Origin of the sequence: Nocardia sp. NPDC088792, assembly GCF_044750615.1 — a bacterium.
Classification (GTDB): Bacteria; Actinomycetota; Actinomycetes; order Mycobacteriales; family Mycobacteriaceae; genus Nocardia.
Map to the genome: position 1 here is coordinate 902240 of NZ_JBIVKC010000004.1, position 23638 is coordinate 925877.

16 protein-coding genes are annotated in these 23638 nt (G+C 67.9%); 9 read left to right on the top strand and 7 right to left on the bottom strand.

Annotated features, from left to right (window positions below):
* Positions 1 to 177 precede the first annotated feature (177 nt).
* Complete coding sequence (locus ACIP5Y_RS30940) at positions 178 to 2409, bottom strand: solute carrier family 23 protein (RefSeq protein WP_400355391.1); 2232 nt, start codon at positions 2407 to 2409, stop codon at positions 178 to 180.
* A gap of 256 nt (positions 2410 to 2665) precedes the next feature.
* Between ACIP5Y_RS30940 and ACIP5Y_RS30945 the strand changes: the two genes are divergently transcribed.
* From ACIP5Y_RS30945 to ACIP5Y_RS30965, 5 genes are all read left to right on the top strand, one after another.
* Positions 2666 to 3703, top strand: coding sequence for an AraC family transcriptional regulator ligand-binding domain-containing protein (locus tag ACIP5Y_RS30945; RefSeq protein WP_400355393.1), 1038 nt, complete (start codon positions 2666 to 2668; stop codon positions 3701 to 3703).
* Between the two features lie 118 nt (positions 3704 to 3821).
* Positions 3822 to 5174: a glutamine synthetase family protein gene (locus ACIP5Y_RS30950; protein WP_400355395.1), complete on the top strand. Its 1353-nt coding sequence runs from the start codon at positions 3822 to 3824 to the stop codon at positions 5172 to 5174.
* Positions 5155 to 5895 carry a gamma-glutamyl-gamma-aminobutyrate hydrolase family protein gene (locus ACIP5Y_RS30955; protein WP_400355396.1) on the top strand — a complete coding sequence of 247 codons (741 nt, stop codon included), beginning with the start codon at positions 5155 to 5157 and terminating at the stop codon, positions 5893 to 5895. Before ACIP5Y_RS30950 ends, ACIP5Y_RS30955 begins: the two co-directional genes overlap by 20 nt.
* Positions 5892 to 7253 (top strand): aldehyde dehydrogenase family protein, encoded by a 1362-nt coding sequence (locus tag ACIP5Y_RS30960; protein ID WP_400355398.1) that lies wholly within the window; start codon positions 5892 to 5894, stop codon positions 7251 to 7253. The genes ACIP5Y_RS30955 and ACIP5Y_RS30960 overlap by 4 nt, the downstream gene beginning before the upstream one ends.
* Positions 7254 to 7283: 30 nt before the next feature.
* Positions 7284 to 8051 carry a 3-oxoacyl-ACP reductase gene (locus ACIP5Y_RS30965; RefSeq protein ID WP_400355400.1) on the top strand — a complete coding sequence of 256 codons (768 nt, stop codon included), beginning with the start codon at positions 7284 to 7286 and terminating at the stop codon, positions 8049 to 8051.
* A gap of 3 nt (positions 8052 to 8054) precedes the next feature.
* Here ACIP5Y_RS30965 and ACIP5Y_RS30970 read toward each other — a convergent pair whose 3' ends face one another.
* The gene (locus ACIP5Y_RS30970; protein WP_400355402.1) at positions 8055 to 8564 is read right to left on the bottom strand and encodes a cupin domain-containing protein; all 510 of its coding nucleotides are present in this window, start codon (positions 8562 to 8564) and stop codon (positions 8055 to 8057) included.
* 184 nt (positions 8565 to 8748) lie between these two features.
* Here ACIP5Y_RS30970 and ACIP5Y_RS30975 point away from each other — a divergent pair, with 184 nt between their 5' ends.
* Positions 8749 to 9657 carry a TIGR03564 family F420-dependent LLM class oxidoreductase gene (locus tag ACIP5Y_RS30975; protein ID WP_400355404.1) on the top strand — a complete coding sequence of 303 codons (909 nt, stop codon included), beginning with the start codon at positions 8749 to 8751 and terminating at the stop codon, positions 9655 to 9657.
* On the opposite strand, the gene ACIP5Y_RS30980 is transcribed toward ACIP5Y_RS30975, so the two are convergent.
* Complete coding sequence (locus ACIP5Y_RS30980) at positions 9649 to 11193, bottom strand: amino acid permease (protein ID WP_400355406.1); 1545 nt, start codon at positions 11191 to 11193, stop codon at positions 9649 to 9651. The two genes, ACIP5Y_RS30975 and ACIP5Y_RS30980, sit on opposite strands and share 9 nt — an antisense overlap.
* A gap of 147 nt (positions 11194 to 11340) precedes the next feature.
* Positions 11341 to 12237 (bottom strand): alpha/beta fold hydrolase, encoded by an 897-nt coding sequence (locus tag ACIP5Y_RS30985; protein WP_400355408.1) that lies wholly within the window; start codon positions 12235 to 12237, stop codon positions 11341 to 11343.
* A 122-nt stretch (positions 12238 to 12359) separates the two neighbouring features.
* Here ACIP5Y_RS30985 and ACIP5Y_RS30990 point away from each other — a divergent pair, with 122 nt between their 5' ends.
* The 3 genes from ACIP5Y_RS30990 to ACIP5Y_RS31000 all read left to right on the top strand — a co-directional run bounded on the left by ACIP5Y_RS30990 (position 12360) and on the right by ACIP5Y_RS31000 (position 15732).
* Positions 12360 to 12806 carry a MarR family winged helix-turn-helix transcriptional regulator gene (locus ACIP5Y_RS30990; protein ID WP_400355410.1) on the top strand — a complete coding sequence of 149 codons (447 nt, stop codon included), beginning with the start codon at positions 12360 to 12362 and terminating at the stop codon, positions 12804 to 12806.
* A 102-nt stretch (positions 12807 to 12908) separates the two neighbouring features.
* Positions 12909 to 13259: a hypothetical protein gene (locus tag ACIP5Y_RS30995; protein ID WP_400355412.1), complete on the top strand. Its 351-nt coding sequence runs from the start codon at positions 12909 to 12911 to the stop codon at positions 13257 to 13259.
* 232 nt (positions 13260 to 13491) lie between these two features.
* On the top strand, positions 13492 to 15732 hold the full coding sequence (locus ACIP5Y_RS31000; RefSeq protein WP_400355413.1) for a phosphocholine-specific phospholipase C: 2241 nt from the start codon (positions 13492 to 13494) through the stop codon (positions 15730 to 15732).
* A gap of 104 nt (positions 15733 to 15836) precedes the next feature.
* On the opposite strand, the gene ACIP5Y_RS31005 is transcribed toward ACIP5Y_RS31000, so the two are convergent.
* From ACIP5Y_RS31005 to ACIP5Y_RS31015, 3 genes are all read right to left on the bottom strand, one after another.
* Entirely contained in the window at positions 15837 to 17294 is a 1458-nt protein-coding gene (locus ACIP5Y_RS31005) for a flavin-containing monooxygenase (protein WP_400355415.1), read from the bottom strand.
* A 55-nt stretch (positions 17295 to 17349) separates the two neighbouring features.
* On the bottom strand, positions 17350 to 18000 hold the full coding sequence (locus ACIP5Y_RS31010; RefSeq protein ID WP_400355417.1) for a TetR/AcrR family transcriptional regulator: 651 nt from the start codon (positions 17998 to 18000) through the stop codon (positions 17350 to 17352).
* A 101-nt stretch (positions 18001 to 18101) separates the two neighbouring features.
* Entirely contained in the window at positions 18102 to 23585 is a 5484-nt protein-coding gene (locus ACIP5Y_RS31015) for a carboxyl transferase domain-containing protein (RefSeq protein WP_400355419.1), read from the bottom strand.
* Between the last annotated feature and the right edge of the window lie 53 nt (positions 23586 to 23638).

A 23638-nucleotide genomic window follows, 5' to 3' on the forward strand; every position in this document is an offset into this window, starting at 1 on the left:
GGAGGAGATCATGTTCAGGGGGCATCGAAGTACGTTGTGGACAGCATTGGCCACACACTCACCGGACTTGAGTAATGACAGGCTAAAAGTAAAGACTTAGCAAAGCCTGAGAAAACCGTTCCCCTTACGTAAAAGGAGCGTGAACCTTGTCGGTCCACGCTCCCCAGGTCTGCCCGCTCAGGCAGGTAAAGCCGCGATCGGTTGTCCGTAGTCGGCCGGCACGCCGATGTCATCGATCTCCGCAATGCCGTCCACGGTGACCTCGACCACCCGGGCGGTCGCGATATCGAAGAACAAGCCCGAGAGCACGACTCCGCGCTCCTCCACCCCGCGCCGGACCACCGGATGCGCCGACAGCGTCTCCAGCTGGACCGCCACATTCACCAGGCCCAGCTGATCGACGGTCCCGAACCCGGCGGCCGCCGCGGCCCGGGCCACCGGATGCCCGCGCCGGAAGCGATCCAGACTCGGCCGCGCATACGCCAGCCAATGATCCAGGTCCGAGCCCGTCACCAGTTCGGAGTGCAGGGCTTCCATTGCACCGCACCCGGAGTGGCCGCAGACCACCACCGAGCGCACATCCAGTTTGTCGAGCGCGTAGATGAGCGCGGCCTCGATGGAGGAGTCCTTGCGCCCGGCGGGAATCAGATTGCCGATATTGCGGACGGTGAACAGGTCGCCCGGCCCGCTGCTGGTGATGACGTTCGGCACGATCCGGGAATCCGCGCAGGTGACGAAGAGCGAATCCGGTTCCTGACCGTGCCGCAGCACATCCAGATGCGGTCGCATGACGTGTTTGTGCCCGCGATGATAGGCCGCGACGCCCGCCACCACGGGGTCGGTGTGGGCGGTGCGCCGCCACGGGCTCAGCGCCTCGTTGAGCATGTGCCGCGAGGGTCCGCGCACCGGCCGTCCGTCGGCGGCGTCGGCCATGCGGGCCGCGCCCATTTCCACGAATTCGACCGTGCCGCCGTCTTCCCGGTGCCGTTGCGCCCATTCCTGGATGGCGTCGTAGGCGGCGTGGTCGAGGAAGTCGACGGTGAGTTCGAGGGTCACGTCCGCGCCGGTCGGCACCTTCGCGAGTTCGGCGGTGAGCTTGGGCAGGGCCAGGAAGGTGAAACTGCCGTCCACGCTCACCAGCCAGCCGCGCCCGGCGACGGGTTCGGCGGTGACGCTGACCCGCACCACCCGCCACAGCAGCAGCGCGAAGGCGAGGGCGAGCCCGACGAGCATGCCCAGCAGCAGATTCCAGAACACCACCACGAATACCGTTGCGGCGTAGACGAACAGGTCGCCGCTGCGCCGGGCCCGGCGGATATGGGCGAGCTTGATGAGTTGTATGCCTACAACAATGAGCAGTCCGGCGAGCGCCGCCTTGGGGATCTGACGGACGACCTCGACCAGCGCTACCGAGAACAGCAGGATCCACAACGCATGCAGCATGGTCGAGGCCCTGGTGCGCGCCCCGGCCTTCACATTGGTGATGCTGCGGACGATGACCGCCGCCACCGGGAGCCCGCCGATCAGGCCGGAGACCATATTGGCCGCGCCCTGCCCGATCAGCTCCCGGTCCAGATCCGTTCGGCGCGTGGCATTCTCGCGCCGCATCCGGTCGACCGCGACAGCCGATAGTAGAGTCTCCACGCTGGCGATGAGCGCGATGGTGACGGCCATCAGCGCCACCGTGGCCCAGCCGCCGTGCGGCAGCTGCGGGAACCGGAGTTCGTCGAGCAGTGTGCCGTTGAGCGTGATGTGCTCGACCCGGACCGGCAGCACATAGGTCAGCCCGGTCGCGACCACCACGGCCACCAGTGGCGCGGGTATCCGGCGAACGGCGGCGGGCATGCGGCGCCAGCCGACCAGGATGGCGATGACCAGCAGGCCGATGAACAGGTCGCCCAGGTGAACCGAGGCGAGCTGATGTGGCAGTCCGGTGATCGAATCCCAGGACGAGCTGAGCGAATCGCCGCCCATGAGCACGTGCACCTGTTGCAGGGCGATGACCACGCCGATCCCGGCGAGCATGGCGTGCACCACGACCGGCGCGATGGCCAGTGCGCCACGCGCGATGCGGCTGAGCCCGAACAGGATCTGCAGGCCACCGGCCAGCATGGTGATGAAACAGGCGGTGGCCCAGCCGAATTGGTTGATGGCTTCGGCGACCACCACGGTCAGGCTGGCCGTCGGGCCGCTGACCTGGAGTGTGGAGCCGCCGCAGAGTCCGGCGACGGTGCCGCCCACGACGGCGGCGATCAGGCCGGCGGCGACGGGTGCGCCCGCGGCGACCGCGATGCCGATGGACAAAGGTAAAGAAACCAGGAACACCACCAGGGAGGCGGGGAGGTCGTGCCGTATCAGGTCGGGGAACCTGGATGACGTCCGTGGCGGCCGTTCGGTGTCGGTGGACATATTTCTCCTTCGCCGGACCGGCTGTGCAGCCCGGTTCATCGGTCAACATGTGCTGGCATCGAATGCTGGTCGAGCTGGTGAGAGACCGCCGGTAATCGTAAAGACAAGGCAAAGAACCCGAAAAGGGTTTGCGCCGATTGGGGTGAACCGGGACCGAACTGTGACCTAGCTCACCACAGGGTCGGCCGGGCGGTCACCGCAGCGGCTTTGGCCCGTTCACCCTCGCGTTGACTGCGGGTTTGCGAGAATTCCTAGAGTGTCCGACAACGCGTGGGGCGTTCGTTCGACGATCAGCGCGGCGCTGCTGACCGACTTCGCGGAGAGCCGCGATATGTCCAGGGCGGCCGCGCTGTCCGGTACCGGGATCACCGAATCGCGGCTGGCCGATCCGGATGTCGAGATCGCCGTCGAATGCGAATTCCGCATCATCCGCAATATCCTCGCTCACACCGCCAATGAGCCCGGTCTCGGTCTGCTGACCGGTTTCACGGTGCATCTGCCCATGCTGGGCAGTCTGGGTATCGCCTTGAGCACCTGCTCGACAGTGCATCAGATGGCGGAGATCTGGTCCCGCTACGCCCGCATCTCGCTGGCCTACGCGCATTACCGCCTCGAGGATGCCGGATCCCGGGTCTTCCTGCATCTGGATGTGAGCGAGGTGCCGCCGGATGTGCGCCGCTTCGCGCTCGAACGCGATCTCGCCATGCTCCGTACGGTGCAGCGCGAACTGCTGCGCTGGGATGTCCCGGTGCAACGGCTGGAGACCGATCTGGAACGCCATCCGGTGTACGAGGCGGTCGGCACCCTGCTCGGCATCAGCGATATCGCCTTCGAAAGACCCGGCACGCTACTGGTATTCGAGGCGGCCGACCTGGAACGCCCGGTCCCGCAAGCGCATCCGCTGCTGCGGCAGCAGCACGAGCAGATGTGCGCCGACATCATCCAGCGCCGCCGCGAACGGGTCGGCCTCAGCGGCCGGGTCCGCGAGCAACTGGTCCGCCGCGGCGGCCTCACCGACCAGGCCGATATTGCCGCCACCCTCAATATGAGCGTCCGCACCCTGCGCCGCCGACTCGCCGAGGAAGGCACCAACTTCCGCGAACTCAGCACCGAAACGACCGGCATGCTCGCCGAGGAGCTGCTCGCCAAGGGCTGCACGGTGGACACCGTCGCCGAACGCCTCGGCTACTCCAGCGTCTCCGCCTTCGCAGTGGCCTTTCGTTCCTGGAAGGGCAAGCCTCCCGGCCGTTTCGCCCGCGAGAACTACAGCGCCCGCCGCACCGCCGCCGTCTGACGAGCGGACGCGCTCGACACGGCCGCCCTCCTTGCGGATTCGGGCACACCGGACGCCGGGTTCGCTTAGCGTGGGGACGTCGATGTCGAGATAGGGGTCTTTCTTGATGCGTGCCGGAATGCTGAGTGTGTCCGAGCTGGTTCGGCAGGTCGAGGCGGGGGAGCTCGATACGGTGCTGGTCGCCATGACCGATATGCAGGGGCGGTTACAGGGGAAACGGTGCTCGGCCCGGTACTTCGTGGAAGAGGTGCTGAATCACGCCACCGAGGCGTGCAATTACCTGCTGGCCGTGGACGTCGAGATGACCACGGTCGAGGGCTACGAGATGTCCTCGTGGGAGACCGGATACGGGGATTTCGTGCTGCGCCCGGATCTCACCACGCTGCGGCTGGTGCCGTGGTGGCCCGGGACCGCGCTGGTGCTGTGCGATGTGGAACAGGTCGATCCGGAGGGAACGCCGGTGGCGGCCTCGCCACGGCAGGTGCTGCGCGCCCAGCTGGACCGGCTGGCCGCGCACGGGCTGCACGCCTATGTCGGCACCGAGCTGGAGTTCCTGGTCTTCGACGACAGTTACGAGGACGCCTTCCGTGGCGGCTACCGCGACCTGCGCCCCGCCAATCAGTACAACGTCGATTACTCGATGCTGGGCACGGCCCGCATCGAGCCGCTGTTGCGCCGCATCCGCAATGAAATGTACGGCGCGGGACTGTATGTCGAGTCCGCGAAGGGCGAATGCAATCCGGGCCAGCACGAGATCGCGTTCCGCTACGACGAGGCGCTGATCACCTGCGACAATCACAGCATCTACAAGACCGGCGCGAAGGAGATCGCCGCCCAGGACGGGCGCAGCATCACCTTCATGGCGAAATACAATGAGCGCGAAGGCAATTCGTGCCATATCCATATCAGCCTGCGCGATGACGAGGGCCGGCCGGTTTTCGCCGGTAATGATGCGGGCGGTACCGCGGCGATCTTCCGGCATTTCATTGCCGGGCAGCTGGACTGCCTGCGTGAGCTCACCTACTTCCTCGCCCCGAATATCAACTCCTACAAGCGTTTCCAGGCAGGCAGTTTCGCGCCCACCGCGGTGGCGTGGGGGCGCGACAATCGGACCTGTGCGCTACGGGTGGTCGGGCACGGACCGGCGCTGCGGCTGGAGAATCGGGTGCCGGGCGGGGATGTGAACCCGTATCTCGCCGTCGCCGCGACCATCGCGGCCGGCCTGCACGGCATCGAACAGCGGCTGCCGCTGGAACCGGAGTTCCACGGCAATGCCTACCGCTCGCAGCGCCCGCGGGTGCCGCGCACCTTGCGCGAGGCCGCGCAGTTGCTCGGCGACAGTAAGGTGGCGAAGACGGCCTTCGGTGAGGGGGTCGTGCGGCACTACCGGAACGCGGCGCAGGTCGAACTCGATGCCTACGACGCCGCGGTGACCGACTGGGAGCGGGTCCGTGGGTTCGAACGACTCTGAGGGGCAACGGCGGCCGGTGATCGGCCTGCCCACCTATTCCGAGCGCACCCGGTTCGGGGTGTGGGATGTGGACAGTGCGGTGCTGCCGCGCAGCTATGTCGATATGACGGTCCGCGCCGGCGGTATCCCGGTGCTGCTCCCGCCCACCGGAGCCGCGTCCGCCGAGGTGATCGACCGCTTGGACGGTCTGGTGCTGACCGGTGGCGCCGATCTGGAACCGGCGCGTTACGGCGCCGAACCGCACGCCGCCACCCGCACCCGGGCGGACCGGGACGAATTCGAGTTCACCCTCTTCGAACTCGCCCGATCCGTGGACCTGCCGGTGCTGGCGGTCTGCCGCGGACTGCAACTGGTGAATGTCGCGCTGGGTGGCACACTGCTGCAACATCTTCCGGATGTGGTGGGGCACACCGGCCACGCCGTCACCCCGGGCACGTTCGGGGTGACCACGGTGCGGACGTTGCCGGACAGCCGGGTGGCCGCCATCGCCGGGCCGGAGGTGAAGGCGCACTGCCATCACCATCAGGCGATCGACGCCCTCGCGCCGGAACTCACCGCGACCGCGCACGCCGCGGACGGCACCATCGAGGCCGTGGAGACCCGCACCGGCCCGTTCCTGGTGGGCGTGCAATGGCATCCGGAGGAGAACGCGATCGACGACCGGCTCATGCGGGCCCTGGTCGAACAAGCCGTGGAGTACGGAAGGGAGCGCAACCGGTGACACCGACTGAGGTCGTCAACCCCGCAACGGAAAAGGTGGTCGCCACCATCGAGGGGGCCGACGAGGCCGCCACCGACGCCGCCATCGCCCGGGCGCAGCGCGCACTACCGGCCTGGCGGGCGCTCGCCCCCGGTGATCGCGCCCGGCTGCTGCGCCGCTTCGCCGAGGCCGTCGACGCCGATCTGGAGCATCTGGCCGAGCTCGAGGTGCGCAATGCCGGTCATACCGTGAGCAATGCCCGCTGGGAGGCGGGCAATGTCCGCGATGTGCTGCACTACAGCGCGGGACTGCCGGAACGGTTGCTGGGCAATCAGATTCCGGTCGCCGGTGGCATCGACATCACCTTCCACGAGCCGCTGGGCGTGGTGGGCATCATCGTGCCGTGGAACTTCCCCATGCCGATCGCGGCCTGGGGTTTCGGCCCGGCGCTGGCCGCCGGGAACACGGTGGTGCTGAAACCGGCGGAACTCACCCCGCTGACCGCGATCCGGCTGGGTGAGCTGGCACTGGATGCCGGTCTGCCGGAACACGTTTTCCAGGTGATTCCCGGTCGCGGGTCGGTGGTGGGCGCGCGTTTCGTCACCCATCCGGCGGTGCGCAAGGTGGTGTTCACCGGTTCCACCGAGGTGGGGCGCCAGATCATGGCGGGGTGTGCCGAGCAGGTCAAGCGGGTCACCCTCGAATTGGGCGGCAAGAGCGCCAATATCGTGTTCGCCGACGCGGATCTCGAGAAGGCCGCCGCCACCGCACCTTATGGCGTGTTCGACAATGCGGGGCAGGACTGTTGTGCGCGGTCCCGGATTCTGGTGCAGCGCAGTGTCTTCGACCGGTTCCTGGAGCTGCTCGAACCCGCGGTGCAGGGTGTGAAGGTGGGCGATCCGGCCGACGAGTCCACCGAGATGGGGCCGCTCATCTCCGCGGCGCACCGCGAGCGGGTGGCCGGATTCCTGGAGCCGTCGACCAAGGTGGCGTTCACCGGCACCCGCCGGGAGGGTCCCGGATTCTGGTTCCCGCCAACGGTTGTGCTGCCTTCCGGCCCCGAGGACCGGGTGCTGACCGAGGAGGTGTTCGGCCCGGTGGTGGCGGTGCTGCCGTTCGACGACGAGGCCGATGCGCTGCGCATCGCCAATGCCACCGAATACGGCCTGTCCGGCTCCATCTGGACCTCCGATGTGGGCCGGGCGCTGCGGGTGGCGCGCGGGGTCGAGGCGGGCAACCTGTCGGTGAATTCCCATTCCTCCGTGCGGTATTGGACGCCGTTCGGCGGCTACAAACAGTCCGGCCTGGGCCGTGAGCTCGGGCCCGATGCGGCCCGCGCGTTCACCGAGCTCAAGAACGTCTTCATCGCCACCGAGTAGTTCCCCCGTCATCGGAGTAAAGGAGATACGTTGCAGCGCTTACAGGATCGAGTCGCGGTGGTCACCGGTGGTGGCAGTGGCATCGGCCTCGCCACCGTCCGGCGCTTCGCCCAGGAGGGGGCGAAGGTCGTCGTCGCCGATATCGACGCCACCTCGGGTGAGGCGGCGGCCGCCGAGGTCGGCGGCCTGTACGTGAAGGTCGATGTCACCGACGAGGCCCAGGTGCGGGCGATGTTCCAGACGGCGGTCGACACCTACGGCGGGCTGGATATCGCCTTCAACAATGCGGGAATCTCACCGCCGGAGGATGATTCGATCCTCACCACCGGTCTCGAGGCGTGGCGGCGCGTGCAGGAGGTGAACCTGACCTCGGTGTACCTGTGCAGCAAATACGCCATCGAGCACATGCTGGTGCGCGGTAAGGGTTCGGTGATCAATACCGCCTCGTTCGTGGCGGTGATGGGCGCGGCGACCTCGCAGATCTCGTACACGGCGTCCAAGGGCGGGGTGCTGGCCATGAGCCGCGAGCTCGGTGTGCAGTTCGCGCGGCAGGGCATTCGCGTGAACGCGCTGTGCCCGGGCCCGGTGAACACTCCCCTGCTGCAGGAACTGTTCGCCAAGGATCCGGAGCGTGCGGCCCGCCGCCTGGTGCACATTCCCACCGGGCGCTTCGCGGAGCCGGAGGAGATCGCCGCTGCCGTAGCGTTTCTCGCCAGCGACGACGCCTCCTTCATCACGGCCTCGCAGTTCCTGGTGGACGGCGGTATCGCGGGGGCGTACGTCACGCCCCTGGACTGAGCGTCACGCGACCGGCATGACCCCGGCGGCCACGTTCTGCGCCGGGGCGGCGATCCAGTAGCCGTAGCGGGCGGCGGTTTCGGCGAAGCGGGCGAAGTCCTGTGCGGTGGGCGGCAGGTCCGCCTCCCTCATGGGCCTGCCCGCCTCGCGCATGAACCGCCCCAGTTTGTTCGTCGCCACAATGAGGACTTCCGCGGGTGTGTCGGCGGTATTGCGCCAGGCGTGTGCCGCCGCGCCGCCCATGTGCACGTAGTCGCCGGTCTCGGCGTGCAGCCACTCCGGTATCTCGTCGGAGTCGCCCGCCGGATAGCGCAGGACCTCGACCTCACCGGCCACGACCATGAAGCCTTCGGTATCCGAATGACTGTGCAGCGGAACGAATCCGGCGGGCGGCACCACGCCCCGCATGACGCAGAAGTCATTGCCCGCATCGTCCGGATCGGTCATGAACTCGATGGTCGGGCCCAGCAGATCGATGAGGACGCCGGTGGTGGGATTTCTGTCGATGCTCATGCCTGTCAGCGTCGGGGAGCGGGCGACGCGAGAGAAGCTGCTGCGTGCGGTGCCATGGATTCCTCCATGTACGGTAGCCGTGCTGCACGATCCCGCCGGAATCGACCGCCCGTTCGGCATATTCGATAAAGATCCCCTTGATTCTTGGGGAACACGCGGTCCGTAGGCGATGTTGTTCTCCGATATGACACTCGGAGTGGCGCTCGCCCAGACGAATGCGGTCAACTACGTCGACGACACCGTGGAGCAGTCGCGCGCGGTCGCGGACCACGGCGTGAAATCGGTGTGGTTCGGACAACGATCGGACTACGACTCACCACTACTGGCCGCGATAGTCGGGCGGGAGGTGCCGGGCCTGGAAGTCGGCACCTCGGCGATCCCCGTCGTGGGACGCCATCCGCAGCTGGTGTCGTCGCTCGCACAGACCGCGCAGGCCGCGACGCACGGTCGCTACCATCTCGGTCTCGCCCTCGGCTCGACCCTGGCCGCACGAGCTTTCGGGCTGCCGTTCGACAAGCCGATCGCCCGCCTGCGCGAATTCCTCACCGGCCTGCGGGAATTGCTGGACACGGGCACCGCCGATTTCCACGGCGACCTGCTCACCGTCACACCCTCGATGCCCACGGCGGTGCCCGGCGCACAGCCGCGAGTCCCGGTACTGGTGGCCGCGATGGGTCCGCAGGCGCTGCGGGTATCCGGTGAGCTCGCCGACGGCATCCTGCCGTATCTGGCGGGGCCGAAGACGCTGAGTGAGCACATCGTCCCGGCGCTCACCGCCGCGGCCACCACACCGCAGCGCATCGTGGCCTTCGTGCCGGCCGTGGTGACCGCCGATGTCGAGGCCACGCGGGCCAAGGCGGTCGAGCAGCTGGCGTTCTACGAGCAGATACCCTCCTATCGCCGGGTCCTCGAACTCGAAGGGGCCACGCGCGCAGCGGATCTGGCCGTCATCGGCGACGAGGAGACCGTAGCGGCCGCGATCCGGCGCTACTACGATGCCGGCGCCACCGAGGTCGTGCTCAGCGCGACGGATCTGGCGGGCCCAGCCGATCAGATCCGGACCTGGAAGCTGCTCGGCGAACTCTCACGATGAGCCGGTTTCCACCGGCTCCTCGCCCACGAAGCGTTTGGGGCCGGTGAACCAGCGGTGGGCGGAGACCAGCCACCACACGGTGATCCCGCCCACCACCACGACCAGGGCTATCGGCGCGTAATTGACTGCGTTCCAGGTGAATCCGTCCACCCATGGATAGCCGTGGTCGTCGGTGGGCAGGATGAACAGCAGGCTGATGAACACGATCCAGATCAGCGAGATGACCCCGATCGGCCGATACCAGCGGCCGAGTTGCCAAGGGCCGGTGTGGAATCGGCTGCCATACAGCTGCCGCAGCAGGATCGGAATGCCGTAGGCGATGTACAGGCCGATGGTGGCGACCGAGGTGGCCGCGGCATACGCGGTCGGGGCGTCGGCGGCGGGCACCAGCATGGACGGGATCAGCAGGATGAACGCGAATACCGAGATGAACAGGACCGCGTTCACCGGCACCCGGCGCGCCGACAGTTTCGACCACAGCCGCGAGCCGGGCACCGCGCCGTCGCGCGCGAAGGCGAAGAGCATGCGGGAGGCGGCCGTGACCGAGGCGTAGCCGCAGAACAATTGGGCGACCGCGGCAATGACGAGCAGCAGTCCGGACCAGAACGAGTTCAGCGAGTTCTGCAGGATGTAGATCACCGGATAGCCGCTGTTCTTGTTCGGATCCAGCGCGTCGTCCAGGTTGGGGATCGCGAAGGTCACCGCCATGATCAGCAGATACCCGGCGACGGCCGATACCACGATGGTGTTGATGATCCCCTTGGCCGCCATCCGGGCGGCATCCCGCGTCTCCTCCGACATGTGCGCCGAGGCGTCGTAGCCGGTGAAGGTGTACTGCGCGTGCAGGAGTCCGAGCAGGAAGCTGACCGCGATGCCGCCGAAGCCGATGGCGCTGTTGTCGACGGTCTTGGTGAACACGAACTGGACGCTCTGATGGTGGTGCGCGCCGATGCCGAGCACCAGCACGAAGATCGCCACACCCACCACATGCCACCAGGCGGACACGTTGTTGATCACCGCCGACAGGTGTGGCCCGATGATGTTCAGCAGCGCGTGCAGCACCAGGATGCCCGCGAACACCTCGAAGATGGCATTGCGGTCCGTCCCGATGTGGATGTCGAGGACGTTCAGCACCACGGTGGTGAAGATCGCCGCACCGTAATCGATTGCCGCCGTGACCGCGATCTGCCCGACCAGGTTGAACCAGCCGGTGAACCAGCCCCAGACCGGCCCGCCCAATTCCGCTGCCCACCAGTACAGTCCGCCGGAAGTCGGGTAGGCCGAGGCCAATTCGGCCATGGCCAGTCCGACGAACAGCACCATGATCGATACCAGCGGCCAGCCCCAGGCCATGGTGATGGGCCCGCCGTTCGCCAATCCGATTCCGTAACTGGCCAATCCGCCGGTCAGGATGGAGACGATGGTGAAGCTGATGGCGAAGTTCGAGAAGCCCGACCACGAGCGGGCCAGCTCCTGTTTGTAGCCGAGTTCGGCCAGGCGCCGTTCGTCATCGGATTGGGGCCGGGTTTCGGTCATGGCTCGCTCCCGAGTGAAAAGGCCGCCCACACACGGCGTTTGCCAGAAGATCAGTGTGGGCTACTCCCCCGTTCACTCGCAGCGCAATGAACGAACTGACCAGGATTCTGAAGGGCCACTGCTCGAGCGGAACGGCTGCCGCGCCGGTCAGCGTGCGATCGCGGCGATATTGTCGATCATGGCGGGCCACACCGCCCGCGGGAACGCGCCGTGACCGACGCCCGGCATGGTGACCAGGCGTGCGCCCGGAATCGCCGCGGCGGTGGCGATGCCGCCCTCGACGCGGATCATCGGATCGGCGTCCCCGTGCAACACCACGGTGGGGATTCGCACCTTCCGCAGCGCAGTGCTGCGGTCGGGGGCGGCGAGCATGGCGGCCTGCTGCCGGAGCTTGCCGTCGGGGTCGTAGGCGCGTTCGTAACTGCGCGCGCCGGTTTCGGTGAGCCACGGAATGTCGAGCGGGTAGCTGGCTTCGGGCGTGCCGATGAGCCGGTAGACCTCGATCAGTTGCCGCCCGGCCTCCGCGGCCGAGTGCAGGGGCTGCTGCATCAGGCCCGCCATTCTCATATTGGTGCGGAGGGTCGCGCGGCCGATGCGCGCCGACGGCGAGGACATGATCGACACCAGCGAGCGCACGCGGCGCGGATTCTCGACGGCCATGGTCTGCGCGATCATGCCGCCCAGTGAGCCGCCGACGACATTGGCCGTGTCCCAGCCCATATCGTTCATGACCGCGAACGCGTCGCCGGCCATATCGCCGAGCGAGTATCGAGCCGCCCAGCGGGGCCGCACGATCATGTCGAACAGTGCGGGCGCGCCCAGGTGATCGAGGTGCGAGGACAGCCCGGCATCCCGGTTGTCCATCCGGACGACCTGAAATCCCTGCTCCACCAAGGCATTGCAGAAGTCGTCGTGCCACACCAGCATCTGCATGCCGAGGCCCATGATCAGCAGCAGCGGCCGCCCCGAGTCTGGCCCGAACACTTCGTAGGCGAGCCGGACGTCCTCATTGTGGGCGGTGCGAATGGTGGCCGGATCGCTCATGGCGTCCTCCTGGATGAATCGGATTGTCCGCGAAGCGGTTCGAGAACGAGCGTAGCTCAGAACTGTTCTCCTGTGAACAGTTCCCGTATGAACATTCTTCCGGCTACCGGTACGGTATGACGATGCGAGGTGCGAGCGACCACTACAGCGAGTTCGGCTACTACATCCACCGCGTGGTCGCCCTGATCGACCGCCAGGGCGATGCCATGTTCCGCCGCGAACTGGGCCTCGGCCTGGCCCAGTTCAACCTGCTGCGCTTCCTCGAAGCCAGCCCCGAAGTCCCCTCCCAGCAACAACTCGCCGACCGCCTCGGCATAGCCAAGAGCGCCGTCAGCCGCCAGATCGACATAGCCCGCCGCAGCGGCTGGATAGCCGTGGCCGTCTCCGAGAGTTCCCGCCGCCAGCACACCCTCACCCTCACCCCCGCCGGCCGCGAACTACTCAGCCGCGCCAAAACTCTCATCGAGGACTCCGAGATCACCGGCTTCCGCGATCTCCCCGAGGCCGATGTCGAAGCCACCGTGCGCACCCTGAAAGCCCTGCACGAGAAGCTCACCGCACAGCCCTGATCGGCTCGATGCGCAGCCCTGGTGATTGACGCCCGAAGTGCCCCGGCCGATGATCGATCAGGGCGCGCTGCTGTGCGCGCCAGTGAATCCAGGAGAAGTACCATGATTCGAAAGATCGCCGCTACCACCATCATTGCCGCCGCCTTGGCCGGCGCCGGAACCGGTATCGCGTCGGCCGCCACCCCCGGTCCGGCGCCGCAGCCCGTCACTCCTGTTGCTGCCGGGCAGACTCAGGCGCTGGTCGGTGAGCAGATCGGCACCGCCGTCGGGACCGTCGCCGGCGCCGTGGTCGGCGGGGTCGCCGGTGGCGCCATCGTCTGCGCGGTCACGGCGCCCATCTGCCCGGCCGCGATCATCGTCGGAGTGGGTGTCGGCGGCGTGACCGGTGGTGTGGTGGGCGGCGCCATCGGGGCGGGTGTGGGCGGCGCCATCGGCGCTCAGTTCCCCGGCTGATCCGAACCGTCCGAACCAGCAACGGGAAAGCCGCCTCCGGCCGAGCAGGCCGGGGCGGCTTTCTGTTGTTCCGGTGAACTTCGCGTGCTCCGGTTGCGGGGGATTCGCTTGCCGGGTATGCATGAGCCGCGGTCCGTCTTTGCGGTTGGGGCCGAATCGACTTACGCAGGCCGTGATTCAGTACGGTGCTCGCTGTGTGACCAGACCACGGATGGATGGGTGATCGGGAGCTATGGCGTTCAAGTTCGGCAGGACCAGCAGGCGGACCGTGCTCGGCGGGTTGCTGGGCGCGGCGGGAGCCGCCGGTGTGGCCCCGTTCATCGGGCGGGCCGGGGCGTCGCCGCGGCGCGGCAGGCTCGAGGATGTCGAGCATGTGGTGATCCTGATGCAGGAGAATCGGTCCTTCGATCACTACTTCGGGACCATGGCGGGGGTGCGCGGATTCGGGGATCGAACCGCCCTGCGGCTGTTGCCCGGCGGGATCGATCCGGTAAGCCAGGCGGTTGCCGAGAGCGCGGCGGCGGCCGCCAACGGGCGGGCGCCGGGCATGGGCACCAGCGGGCTCGGAACCGGCAGCGCGAGCGGTTCGGCCGGAATGGGGCCGGGCAATGTCTTTCAGCAGCCGGATGCGCTCGGGTCGGGATACCTCTACCCGTGGCATATTGACACCGCGCGAGTGGACGGCCAGGACACCGGGGACCTGCCGCACGACTGGAACACCACCCATCAGGCATGGGCGGGCGGCGCCTATCACTCGTGGATCGCCTCGAAATCCGAGATGACCATGGGCTACTTCACCGAGAACGACATTCCGTTCCATCGCGCGCTCGCCCAGGCATTCACGCTCTGCGACAACTACTTCTGCTCGATCCAGGGTCCGACCACACCGAACCGGCTCTACCACTGGACCGGCACCATCGATCCCGGCGGCACCCTCGGCGGGCCCGCCACCGCCAACCCGGCGGACTACAAGCCGGTCTATCGCTGGACCACCTATCCGGAACGGCTGGAGAGCGCCGGCGTCTCATGGCAGATCTTCGCCAATGATCGATCCGGCCAGGACGGGTATCTCGGTGATTACGGCGACAATCCGCTGTGGCTGTTCCAGGCCTATCACGATGCCCTCGCCTCCCCCGATCCGAAGGTGCGGCGGCTGGCCGAACGCGCCAATGTCACCAATGGCTGGCAGCCGGACGACGGGGTGGATGGCAAGAATATCGATTACGTGCTGCAGCAGTTCGTTTCGGCCTGCTCGTCGAACACGCTGCCGCAGGTCTCCTGGGTGGTCGCGCCGCAGAACTACACCGAGCACCCCGCCGCCCGGCCCGTCGACGGCGCGGCCTACGTGCACCGCGTACTGAAGGCCCTGTGGGACAACCCGAAACTGTGGGAATCGACCGTCGTACTGATCAATTACGACGAGAACGACGGGCTCTTCGACCACATCGTCCCGCCGACCGCACCCGCGGGCACGCCGGACGAACTGCTGCCCGCCAATCAGCCCGGCGGCGGTACCACCCTCCCGCAGCTGGCGGCCAGCGGCGCCGTCGAACTGGGCCAGGCGGCCGGTTCGTCCACGCCGCAGGTGGCCTGGGGCGCGCCCACGCCGATCGGACTGGGTCCGCGGGTGCCGATGCTGGTGGTATCCCCGTGGAGCCGGGGCGGCTGGGTGAATTCCGAAGTGTACGACCACACTTCGGTACTGCGGTTCCTCGAACAGTGGACCGGCGTGCGCGAACCCAATATCTCGGCGTGGCGGCGCGCGGTGTGCGGCGATCTGACCGGCTGCTTCGACTTCCGCAGCAGCGACACCACCATCCCGCTGCTCCCCGACACCACCGCACTGCGGGCCGAGGCGGACCGCACCCAGTCCGCCCTGCCCAAACCCGCGCCGCCCGCCGCCGCGGATCAGGTTGCACCGCCGCAGGATCCGGGTACCGCGAAGGCCCGGCCACTGCCCTATCAGCCGATCGCCTGGCTCGACACGACCGGCGGGAACCTGCAACTCCAGCTGGCCAACCAGGGCACCGGGGCGTTCCAATTCCAGACCTACACCTACCATCCCGGGGCCGATGCCACGGTGCGGGAGAACCTGGTCGCGGGCGGCGGATCGGCCACGGCGGGAATCGGTTACGGCGATGCCTACGCTATCGCCGTGCACGCGCCCAACGGCTTCCTCTTCGAAGCGGCGGGTGCTCGCGGTGACGCCGCGCTCGGGGTGTCGGCTCAGGTCGGCGGTTCCGCGGACACACCGATTCTCACCGTGACCGTGCGCAATTCGGGTACCGCACAGGCGAACTTCGAGGTCGAGGGCGGTGACACCTTCACCCTCGCACCCGGTGCGGCGAAGGACATCACCGCTACCGCCTCCGACGGCTGGTACGACCTCACGCTGGCGTCGGCGAGCGCGGCCGGCTGGCGTCGCCGCTTCACCGGTCACCTGGAGAACGGGAAGCCCAGCCGCACCGCGTGACCGGTCCGGCGCTGCGCCGCAGGTCGATGTCAGTCGTTGCGCCGCAGGTCGATGTCAGTCGTTGCGCCGCAAATGGGGATCAGGCGTTGCGCCGCAGTCGGGGATCAGGCGTTGCGCCGCAAATGGAAATCGCGCTCGTCCGGAGCGGCGAGCATGGTTTCCATGGTGTGCCGGTCGAACGGCAGCAGGTCGATATTGCCGCCCTCGGTGAAGTACCAGGAGTTGCAGCCGGTGTTCCATACGGTCGGGCCGAGCGCCTCGGCGACCTCGGCCTCGAACCGGCCGGTGGCCTCCTCGGTGACCTCGACGGTGTCGAATTCCCCTGTCTGCCAGCGCTTGATCCACGCGGTGATGTACCGGGCGGTGACCTCGGCGGCGTGGTGCAGTGGGATGGAGCCGGTGGGCGAGTTGGGGCCCAGCACGGTGAACAGGTTGGGGAAGCCCGGGATCGCGGTCATCCGGTAGGCCCGCGGTCCCTTCGCCCAGACCTCGTCGATCGAGATCCCTTCGCGGCCGGCCAGATTCATCGGGCGCATGTAGTCGTGCGCCCGGAAGCCGGTGGCGAACACGAGGAGGTCGACCTCGTGGTGGCGGCCGTCGCGGGTGCGGATGCCGGTCGGGGTCACCGTCTCGATACCGGTGGTGACCAGTTCGGAATTGCGGGCGCGCAGGGCGCGGTAGTAGCTGCCGGAGAGCACCTGCCGCTTGCACAGCGGCTGATAGTCGGGCGTGAGCTGTTCCCGCAGTTCGGGATTGCGGATCTGCGCCCGCAGGCTCACCCGCGCGTACTCCTGTACCACGCGCCGGCGCCAGCTGGGCCGGGTGACGGCATCGGTGAACAGCTTCGCGCCGGTCATGCCCGCCTGATACAGCGCCTTGTTGACCTGCGGGAGTTTCTCCAGCACCGCGCCGACGAGCGCGGGTTGCGGGAGATTCATGGGCGCCCAGATCACCCATTGCGGGCTGCGCACGAAGTGGGTGATCCGTTCGGCTTTCGGCTGTAGCGCCGAAACCACCTGTACGCCGGTGGATCCGGTGCCGATGATCGCGATGCGGCGGCCGTCGGTGGGCACGCTGTCGTCCCAGCGGGCCGTGTGCAGCACCTGCCCGGTGAAATCCTCCAGGCCGGGCAGGTCGGGCAGGGCCGGGTGGTGCAGCACGCCGGTCGCGGCAATGACGAAATCCGCCTCGTGCACGGCGCCGTCGCCGGTCTCGACCCGCCAGCCGGATCCGGTGAACTCGGCCGCGACCACCTCGGAGTCGAAGCGCAGGTGCGGGCGTAGATCGAAGCGGCCGGCGACCTCGGCGAGGTAGCGCTGGATCTCCGGTCCGGACGCGAACACCTGCGACCAGTCCGGTTTGGGGGCGAACCCGAATTGGTACAGGTGCGAGGGCACATCGCAGGTCAGGCCGGGATAGCGGTTCCAGTACCAGACACCGCCCACATCGGATCCCTTCTCCAGGATCACGAAGTTGTGGAATCCATTGCGCTGCAAGGTGACCGCGGTGGCGATGCCGGACACCCCGGCTCCGATGATCACAATGCGCGGGTCCCGGACCAAGACCGACCTCCTCGTTGGATACCTGCAGTATTCGAATACCGAAGGTATTTCAACGTCAGGAGCATGTCAATGACGCCTGGTCAGGGACCTTTCCCGAGAGGATGGCGCGCAGTCCCGCGGTGAACCGCAGGTCGCGGTCCCCGGTCATGGTCGCGACGATGTCACCGGAGTTCTCGGGCCGCGAGTAGGTGCTCGCGGAGATGCTCTGCACGAGGGTCTCCCACTCCCCCGAGCTCTCCAGCTCCAGATAGGCCTGCTCCTCGATGACGAAACCCGTTATGTAGGAACGCAATACCAATGCGATCTCACCGACGTCGAACTGCGGCAGCGTGACTGCACGCAGCAGGGCCCAGAGGGTGGCCGAGACCCGCAGGGTCGCGGCCGAAGGCGAATAGGAGCCCGCGACGATGCGGCCGCCGTCGCGGAAGCGGAGCATGGCCGCGCGGATACGCTCACAGCAGGCGATCACCTGATCGACATCGAGATCGGCCGGATCGAGGTCGGAAAGCTCGACCGCCGCGAAGACGGTATCGGCCATTGCCCGCTGCAGATCCCGCCGGTCACGCAGATGCTTGTACAACGCCCCCGACGACACCTCCGCCGTCACCGCCAAGCGGCGCATGGTCAGCGCGTCCAGACCGTTCTCCGCGACGAATTCATGAGCGATGACCGCCAGCCGCTCCCGTGTCAGTCCACGTTTGGTCATCGCTCCCGGTCCACTCCTCTGTGACTCCGCAGGTACCCGCACAATGCGCGAATTGTGGCGCCGGCCGGTCGCGCACCCTGGCGACCGGCCGGCGCCGTGCACTACACCAGCGTCATGCCCCCGACCGCGGCCTTGGCCTCGATGGCGGCGATGATGCGCGGCCGCAGTTCGGCCGCACTCACGACGGCGTCGGCGGAGCCGACCTCGACCGCACGCTGAATGCTGTGCACGCGATCGAATTCGGCGGCCACCTCGGCCAGCTTCTCGGTGCGGACCGCGGAACGCAGCTCGTCGAGCTCCGCGGGCAGCGTCGCCCGGTCCGGGCCGGTGGCGGCCGCGGCCCGCGCCTGCAGGTCACGTACGCGCGGGTCCTTGGCGGTACGAGCGTCCACCTCCGCGGCGAAGACCACCGCGGCGGCCGGAGCGCCACCGAGCACCGAGGCGAAGGAACCCTCCACCGCGAGCACGGTCATGGCCGGGTTCAGCGCCTTCGAGAAGACGACGAACGCGCCGCCGTGATACCGCGACAGCACCACGAACACGATGGGCCCGCGGAAATTCACGATGGCCCGGCCGATCTCGGCGCCGTACTCCAACTGCAGCTTCCGCAGCGACTCCGGCGAACCGTCGAAGCCCGACAGGTTCGCCAGCACCACCAGCGGCCGGTTGCCGCTGGCCGCGTTGATCGCACGGGCCGCCTTCTTCGACGACTGCGGGAAGAGCGTGCCCGCGGTGTAGGTGTCCGGGCCGTCGGTGGGAGGGAAACCGCGGCGCGGCACCGGCCGCGACTCGATACCCAAGGCGCACACCGGGATTCCACCCAGATGCAGATCCTGCACCACCGCGGTATCCGCATCGGCCATGCCCGCCCAGCGTTCCAGCGCGGGATGATCCTGATCGGCCAGCGCCCGCATGACCGAGCGGATGTCGAACGGCTTCTTGCGGTCGGGATTGGCTGTCGCGGAGAAGATTTCGCCGACCGTGGCGAAATCGCTGTCCGCCATGGTGTGCGGGTAGTCGCGAATATCGCGGTCGATCGGGTCGGCGGTGGCGATACGACGCGGGCCGGGTTCGCCGGGAGCGATGTAGGTGTGCTCGTAGTAGGCCATGACGATATCGCGGGCCGCGGTCAGATTCGGCGCCCAGTACTGGGCCTGGCCGTTGGGTCCCATGACGCGTTCGTAGCCGCCGATACCGAAGTTGTCCTCGGCCGAGACACCGCCGGAGAAGTCGAGCGCGCCCTTACCGGTGAGCACCATGGCCGACTCCGGCATCATCACCAGAATGCCCTTGGTGTGCATGAGCATGGTCGCTTCGGCATTCCAGTACGGCTGTGCGCCGACATTGATGCCCGCGACGACGATATTGATTTCGCCGCCGTCCTGGGTGAATTCGACGATGCGCTTGAGCGCGGCGGCCACCCAGTCCATGTTCTCGGTGCCCGACTCCATGGAGATGCGGGCGCCGGCGGAGAGGGCGTACCACTCCAGCGGGACCTGCAGCCGCTCCGCCAGATCCAGCGCGGCAATGATGCGGCGGCATTCCGGTTCCGACAGCGCACCGAGGGATTTCGTCGGATCACCGAGCAGGACCACGCGCTTGACGCCTTGCGGGTGACGCTTGGTCGGCGTGCTGACGACACCGGCGACGATGGCGGCGGAGTTGCGGCCCTTCGGCCGGTCGACGGGGACCAGCGCGTGCTGCTCGTCGAGATCGTATTCGGCGAAATCGCCCAGCAGGCCGGTCAATTCGTACGGGTAGACCGTATTGCGAACGCTGGCGCGCAGCACCTTCAGGCGGTAGTCGTCGAGCGGCTCGATCGGTTCCTCCGACCAATCCCCGATCGACAGGCTGGTGCCGCCGGTGGCGTCGAAGCGGATGCGCAGGGCGGTCTTGCGCAGCTCACCGGTCCGGCTGTTGCGCTGGCGTCCGATGAACACCATTTCTTCCAGGCCCGCACCGCCGGCGGTCTGGAGCATGCGCTTGGCGAGGGTATCCAGTTCCGCGCGGGTGATGCCGCTCGGCGGCCACACGTACACGACGATCCGGTTGGTGTTGAACCGCTTCGCCGTCGGCCGCTGCGACTGTGCGCGGCGGATGGAATCGAGGCAGGTCGCCAGGACGATCTCGGCGGTCGGCAGGGCGACCAGGCGGCCGTCGAGATCGCGCAGCTCGGTCAGGTCCCGCACCTGTGCGAAGGCCACGAGACGGTCATCGGACGGGTTGTCCTTGGCGACCGCGCGGAAGAGGTGCACCTCGTCGTCGTCCGAGGAGGACACCCGGGTGAGCTCGAACTTGCTGAGCCGCTCGAACTGCATGCGCTGCGCGATGTACGGGTGCAGACCGCGGATCAGGCGCTCCTCCACGAAGCCGGAATCCGTGTTGCGGAACGTGAAGTGATGGTGCATCACCTCGCCCTTGCTGCCCGCGACGGCCACCGTGATCCGGTTGATCCGAGCCGGCAGCGGCACCGAGCTCAGGACCTCCTGCAGGGCGGCGGCCATGGCGTCGAGATCCGCGGGCTGCTGCTCCCAGCGCAGGTAGATGTCGACATCGACGGCGTGGTCGCCGGTGACCAGGTCGGCCAGCCCGTGCAGGGCGCCGCCCAGCGCATCGAAACCCGTTGCGCAGGAGATCATCCGGGAACCGTCGCGCTCGGCGCTGAAGAAGGTGCAGCCGTCGATCTCGCTGGCCCGCAGCCCGGTGAGACCCTTGTTGCCGTAGTAGCGGCGGGTGAGCACCTCCAGCAGCACCGCGCTGTTCAGAATGCGGCGCTCCATGCGCTGGCCGAGCAGCCGCACCAGAGGTTCGGTACTGCGGACCATTTCGGCGATCCGCTCGCCACGATCCGCGGCATCCGGCTGACTGTCCAAGTGCCGCAGGTGTTTACGCACATCCGTGTAGGTGCGGGCGCGGTTGCGCAGCAGCAGCGGCATACCGAACCAGGCGTAGGCGACACCGCGCGCGAGGTCGGCGATGACCGGGAAGCGCAGCGGGGTCGCCGCGATCAGCCGTTCCAGGGCCAGGCCCAGGGGTTCCCGCAGGGTCCGGTCGGGCATCGGATCGAGCAGCCACTCCCGCAGCAGGGTGACGATGAGGGCGGCGTTCGCCTGGGAACGCTGCTGCGCCAGGAAGATTCGGAACACCGCGGCTTCCAGCTCCGGTGAGCGCTCCAGCTCGGAGACGCCGTAGTGCGCGAGTGCCTTGGCCAGCTTGGTCTGGAAGGTGGCCGGCAGGCCCGCCCGATCGACATCGAGGGACTGCAGGTAGACGTGGAAATACTCACGGGGACTGTGGATATGGCCACTGCCGTGATCATCGGCCGGGCGATTGTGGGTGAGCGCGGCGAGATCGGTGAAGGTGTCGATGAGTTCGAGCTCCGCGGCCGGAGTGCGGCGGCGGCCCTGCCCGCCCAATTCCTTACGCGCGGCGAGATAGTCGTCGATGACGCGGCGCTCGTCGGCGGGGTCGACGTCGTAGCCCAGCAGCAGGGCGCGGAGGTCCTCGCGGCCCTGCTGTTCGCGCTGCGCCGCGGGCACCGCGTCGGGGAGGGTGGGCAGGTCCAGTTCGACGGCGGGCGCGGGGGCTGCCGCCTCGGCGTCGTCCTCGGTGGCGAGCGGCTCCAATCGCAGCAGCGGCGAACCGGTTTCGACCTGGGTGCCCACGGTGACCAGGCATTCCTTCAGGCGGGCCGCGAACGGTGCGCGCAGCACCGTTTCCATCTTCATGCTCTCCAGGACGAGCACGGGTGCGCCCGCCGCGACCTCGGCGCCGGGCGCGAGCGGCGTCGCGACGACGAGAGCGGGCGCGGGCGCGCGGACCACGCCGCCGTCGTCACGGTTGACGCGGTGGGTGACACCGTCCACCTCGACCAGGTGGGTGGTGCCGAAAGTGCCGGTGAGCAGGCGGTATCGGGTGCCGTTGACAATGATCTGCCCGGTATTGCGGTCGAAGCGGTCGAGTTCGATGGCGGCGCTGCGGGTTTCGTCACCGGACTCGATGACCACCCGGAAGCGCTTCGCACCGACCCGGGCGACGCGCACGCGATACGCGACGCCGCGCAACTGCAGATCCAGCGGGCGGCCGCTGTCGTGCTGCACCTGCGGACGCCCGCCGGAAGCGGTCGTGAGCAGCCGATGTTCTTCGGCGCGTTCGTCTTCCTCGTAGGTTTCGATGGCGGCGACGGCCAGGGCGACCGCGGAGTGCCGGTGCTGGATGAGCCGGCCCTCGCCGCGGACGCGGTCGATCCAGCCGGTGTCCGCGCTGGCGTCGATGATCTCGGGCTGGTCGAGCAGGTCGAGCACGAAACTCTTGTTGGTGACGCCGCCCTCGATGACCACGGTGGTCTGCGTCATGGCCTGCCGCAGCCGGCCGAGCGCCTCGGTGCGATCCCGGCCGTAGGCAATGATCTTCGCGATCATGGAATCGAAATCGGCTGCGATGGTGTCGCCCTCGCCGACGCCGGTGTCCACCCGGATGCCGGGGCCGGCGGGCAGAGTGAGCCGGGCGATGCGGCCGGGAGCGGGCGCGAAATCGCGATCGGGATCCTCGGCATTGAGCCGGGCCTCGACGGCATGGCCGCGTTCGACGGGCGGCTCGCCCTGCAGCTTGTTGCCGGAGGCCACCGACAGCTGGGCCTTGACCAGGTCGAAACCGGTGGTGCACTCGGTGATCGGATGCTCCACCTGCAGGCGGGTGTTCACCTCGAGGAAGGCGAACTGACGGTCGCCGGGGTGGTACAGGAACTCCACGGTCGCGGCGCCGCAGTAGTCCACCGCGAGGGCCAGGCGTTCCGCGGACGCCTTCAGTTCGGCGGCCTGGGTGGCGTCCAGCACCGGCGACGCGGACTCCTCGATGATCTTCTGATTGCGCCGCTGCACCGAGCAGTCACGGACGCCGAGCGCCCAGGCGGTGCCCTGCCCGTCCGCGATGACCTGGACCTCGACGTGCCGGGCGCCGGTGACGAGACGTTCCAGGAAGACGACGCCGCTGCCGAAGGCGCGCGCGGCCTCCTGGCTGGTGCGCTCGTAGGCGTCCTCGAGCTCGGCGCGGCTGCCGATCACGCGGATACCGCGTCCGCCGCCGCCGGCCGTCGCCTTCAGCATGAGCGGGTAACCGATCTCGGACGCGGCCGCGATTGCGGCGTCCAGGGTTTCGACCTCGCCGCGGCTCCACGGTGCGACCGGTACGCCCACCTTCTCGGCGAGCAGCTTGGCGCCGATCTTGTCGCCGAGGGTGCGCATGGCTTCGGCGCTGGGCCCGACGAAGGTGATGCCGATCCGCTCGCAGAGTTCGGCGAAGGCCGGATCCTCGGCGACGAATCCCCAGCCCACCCAGGCGGCATCGCATTCGGTCGCGACGAGGGCTTCCTCGAGCAGGTTCAGGTTCAAATAGGGCCGCGCGGCGGCGGGACCTAGGTTGTAGGCGATATCGGCGTGACGCACGAACGCGGCAGTGCTGTCCACATCGGTGTAGAGAGCGACTATCTCGATGGGTAGCGCCGTTTCCGCGGCAAGTTCCCTGACCGCGCGGATGAGCCGCATGGCGGCCTCTCCACGATTGACGATTCCGATCCGACTGAACACTTAGCGGGTCCTTCTCTCCGAGATGTGGCCATGTAACCCTGGTGAGCATTGTT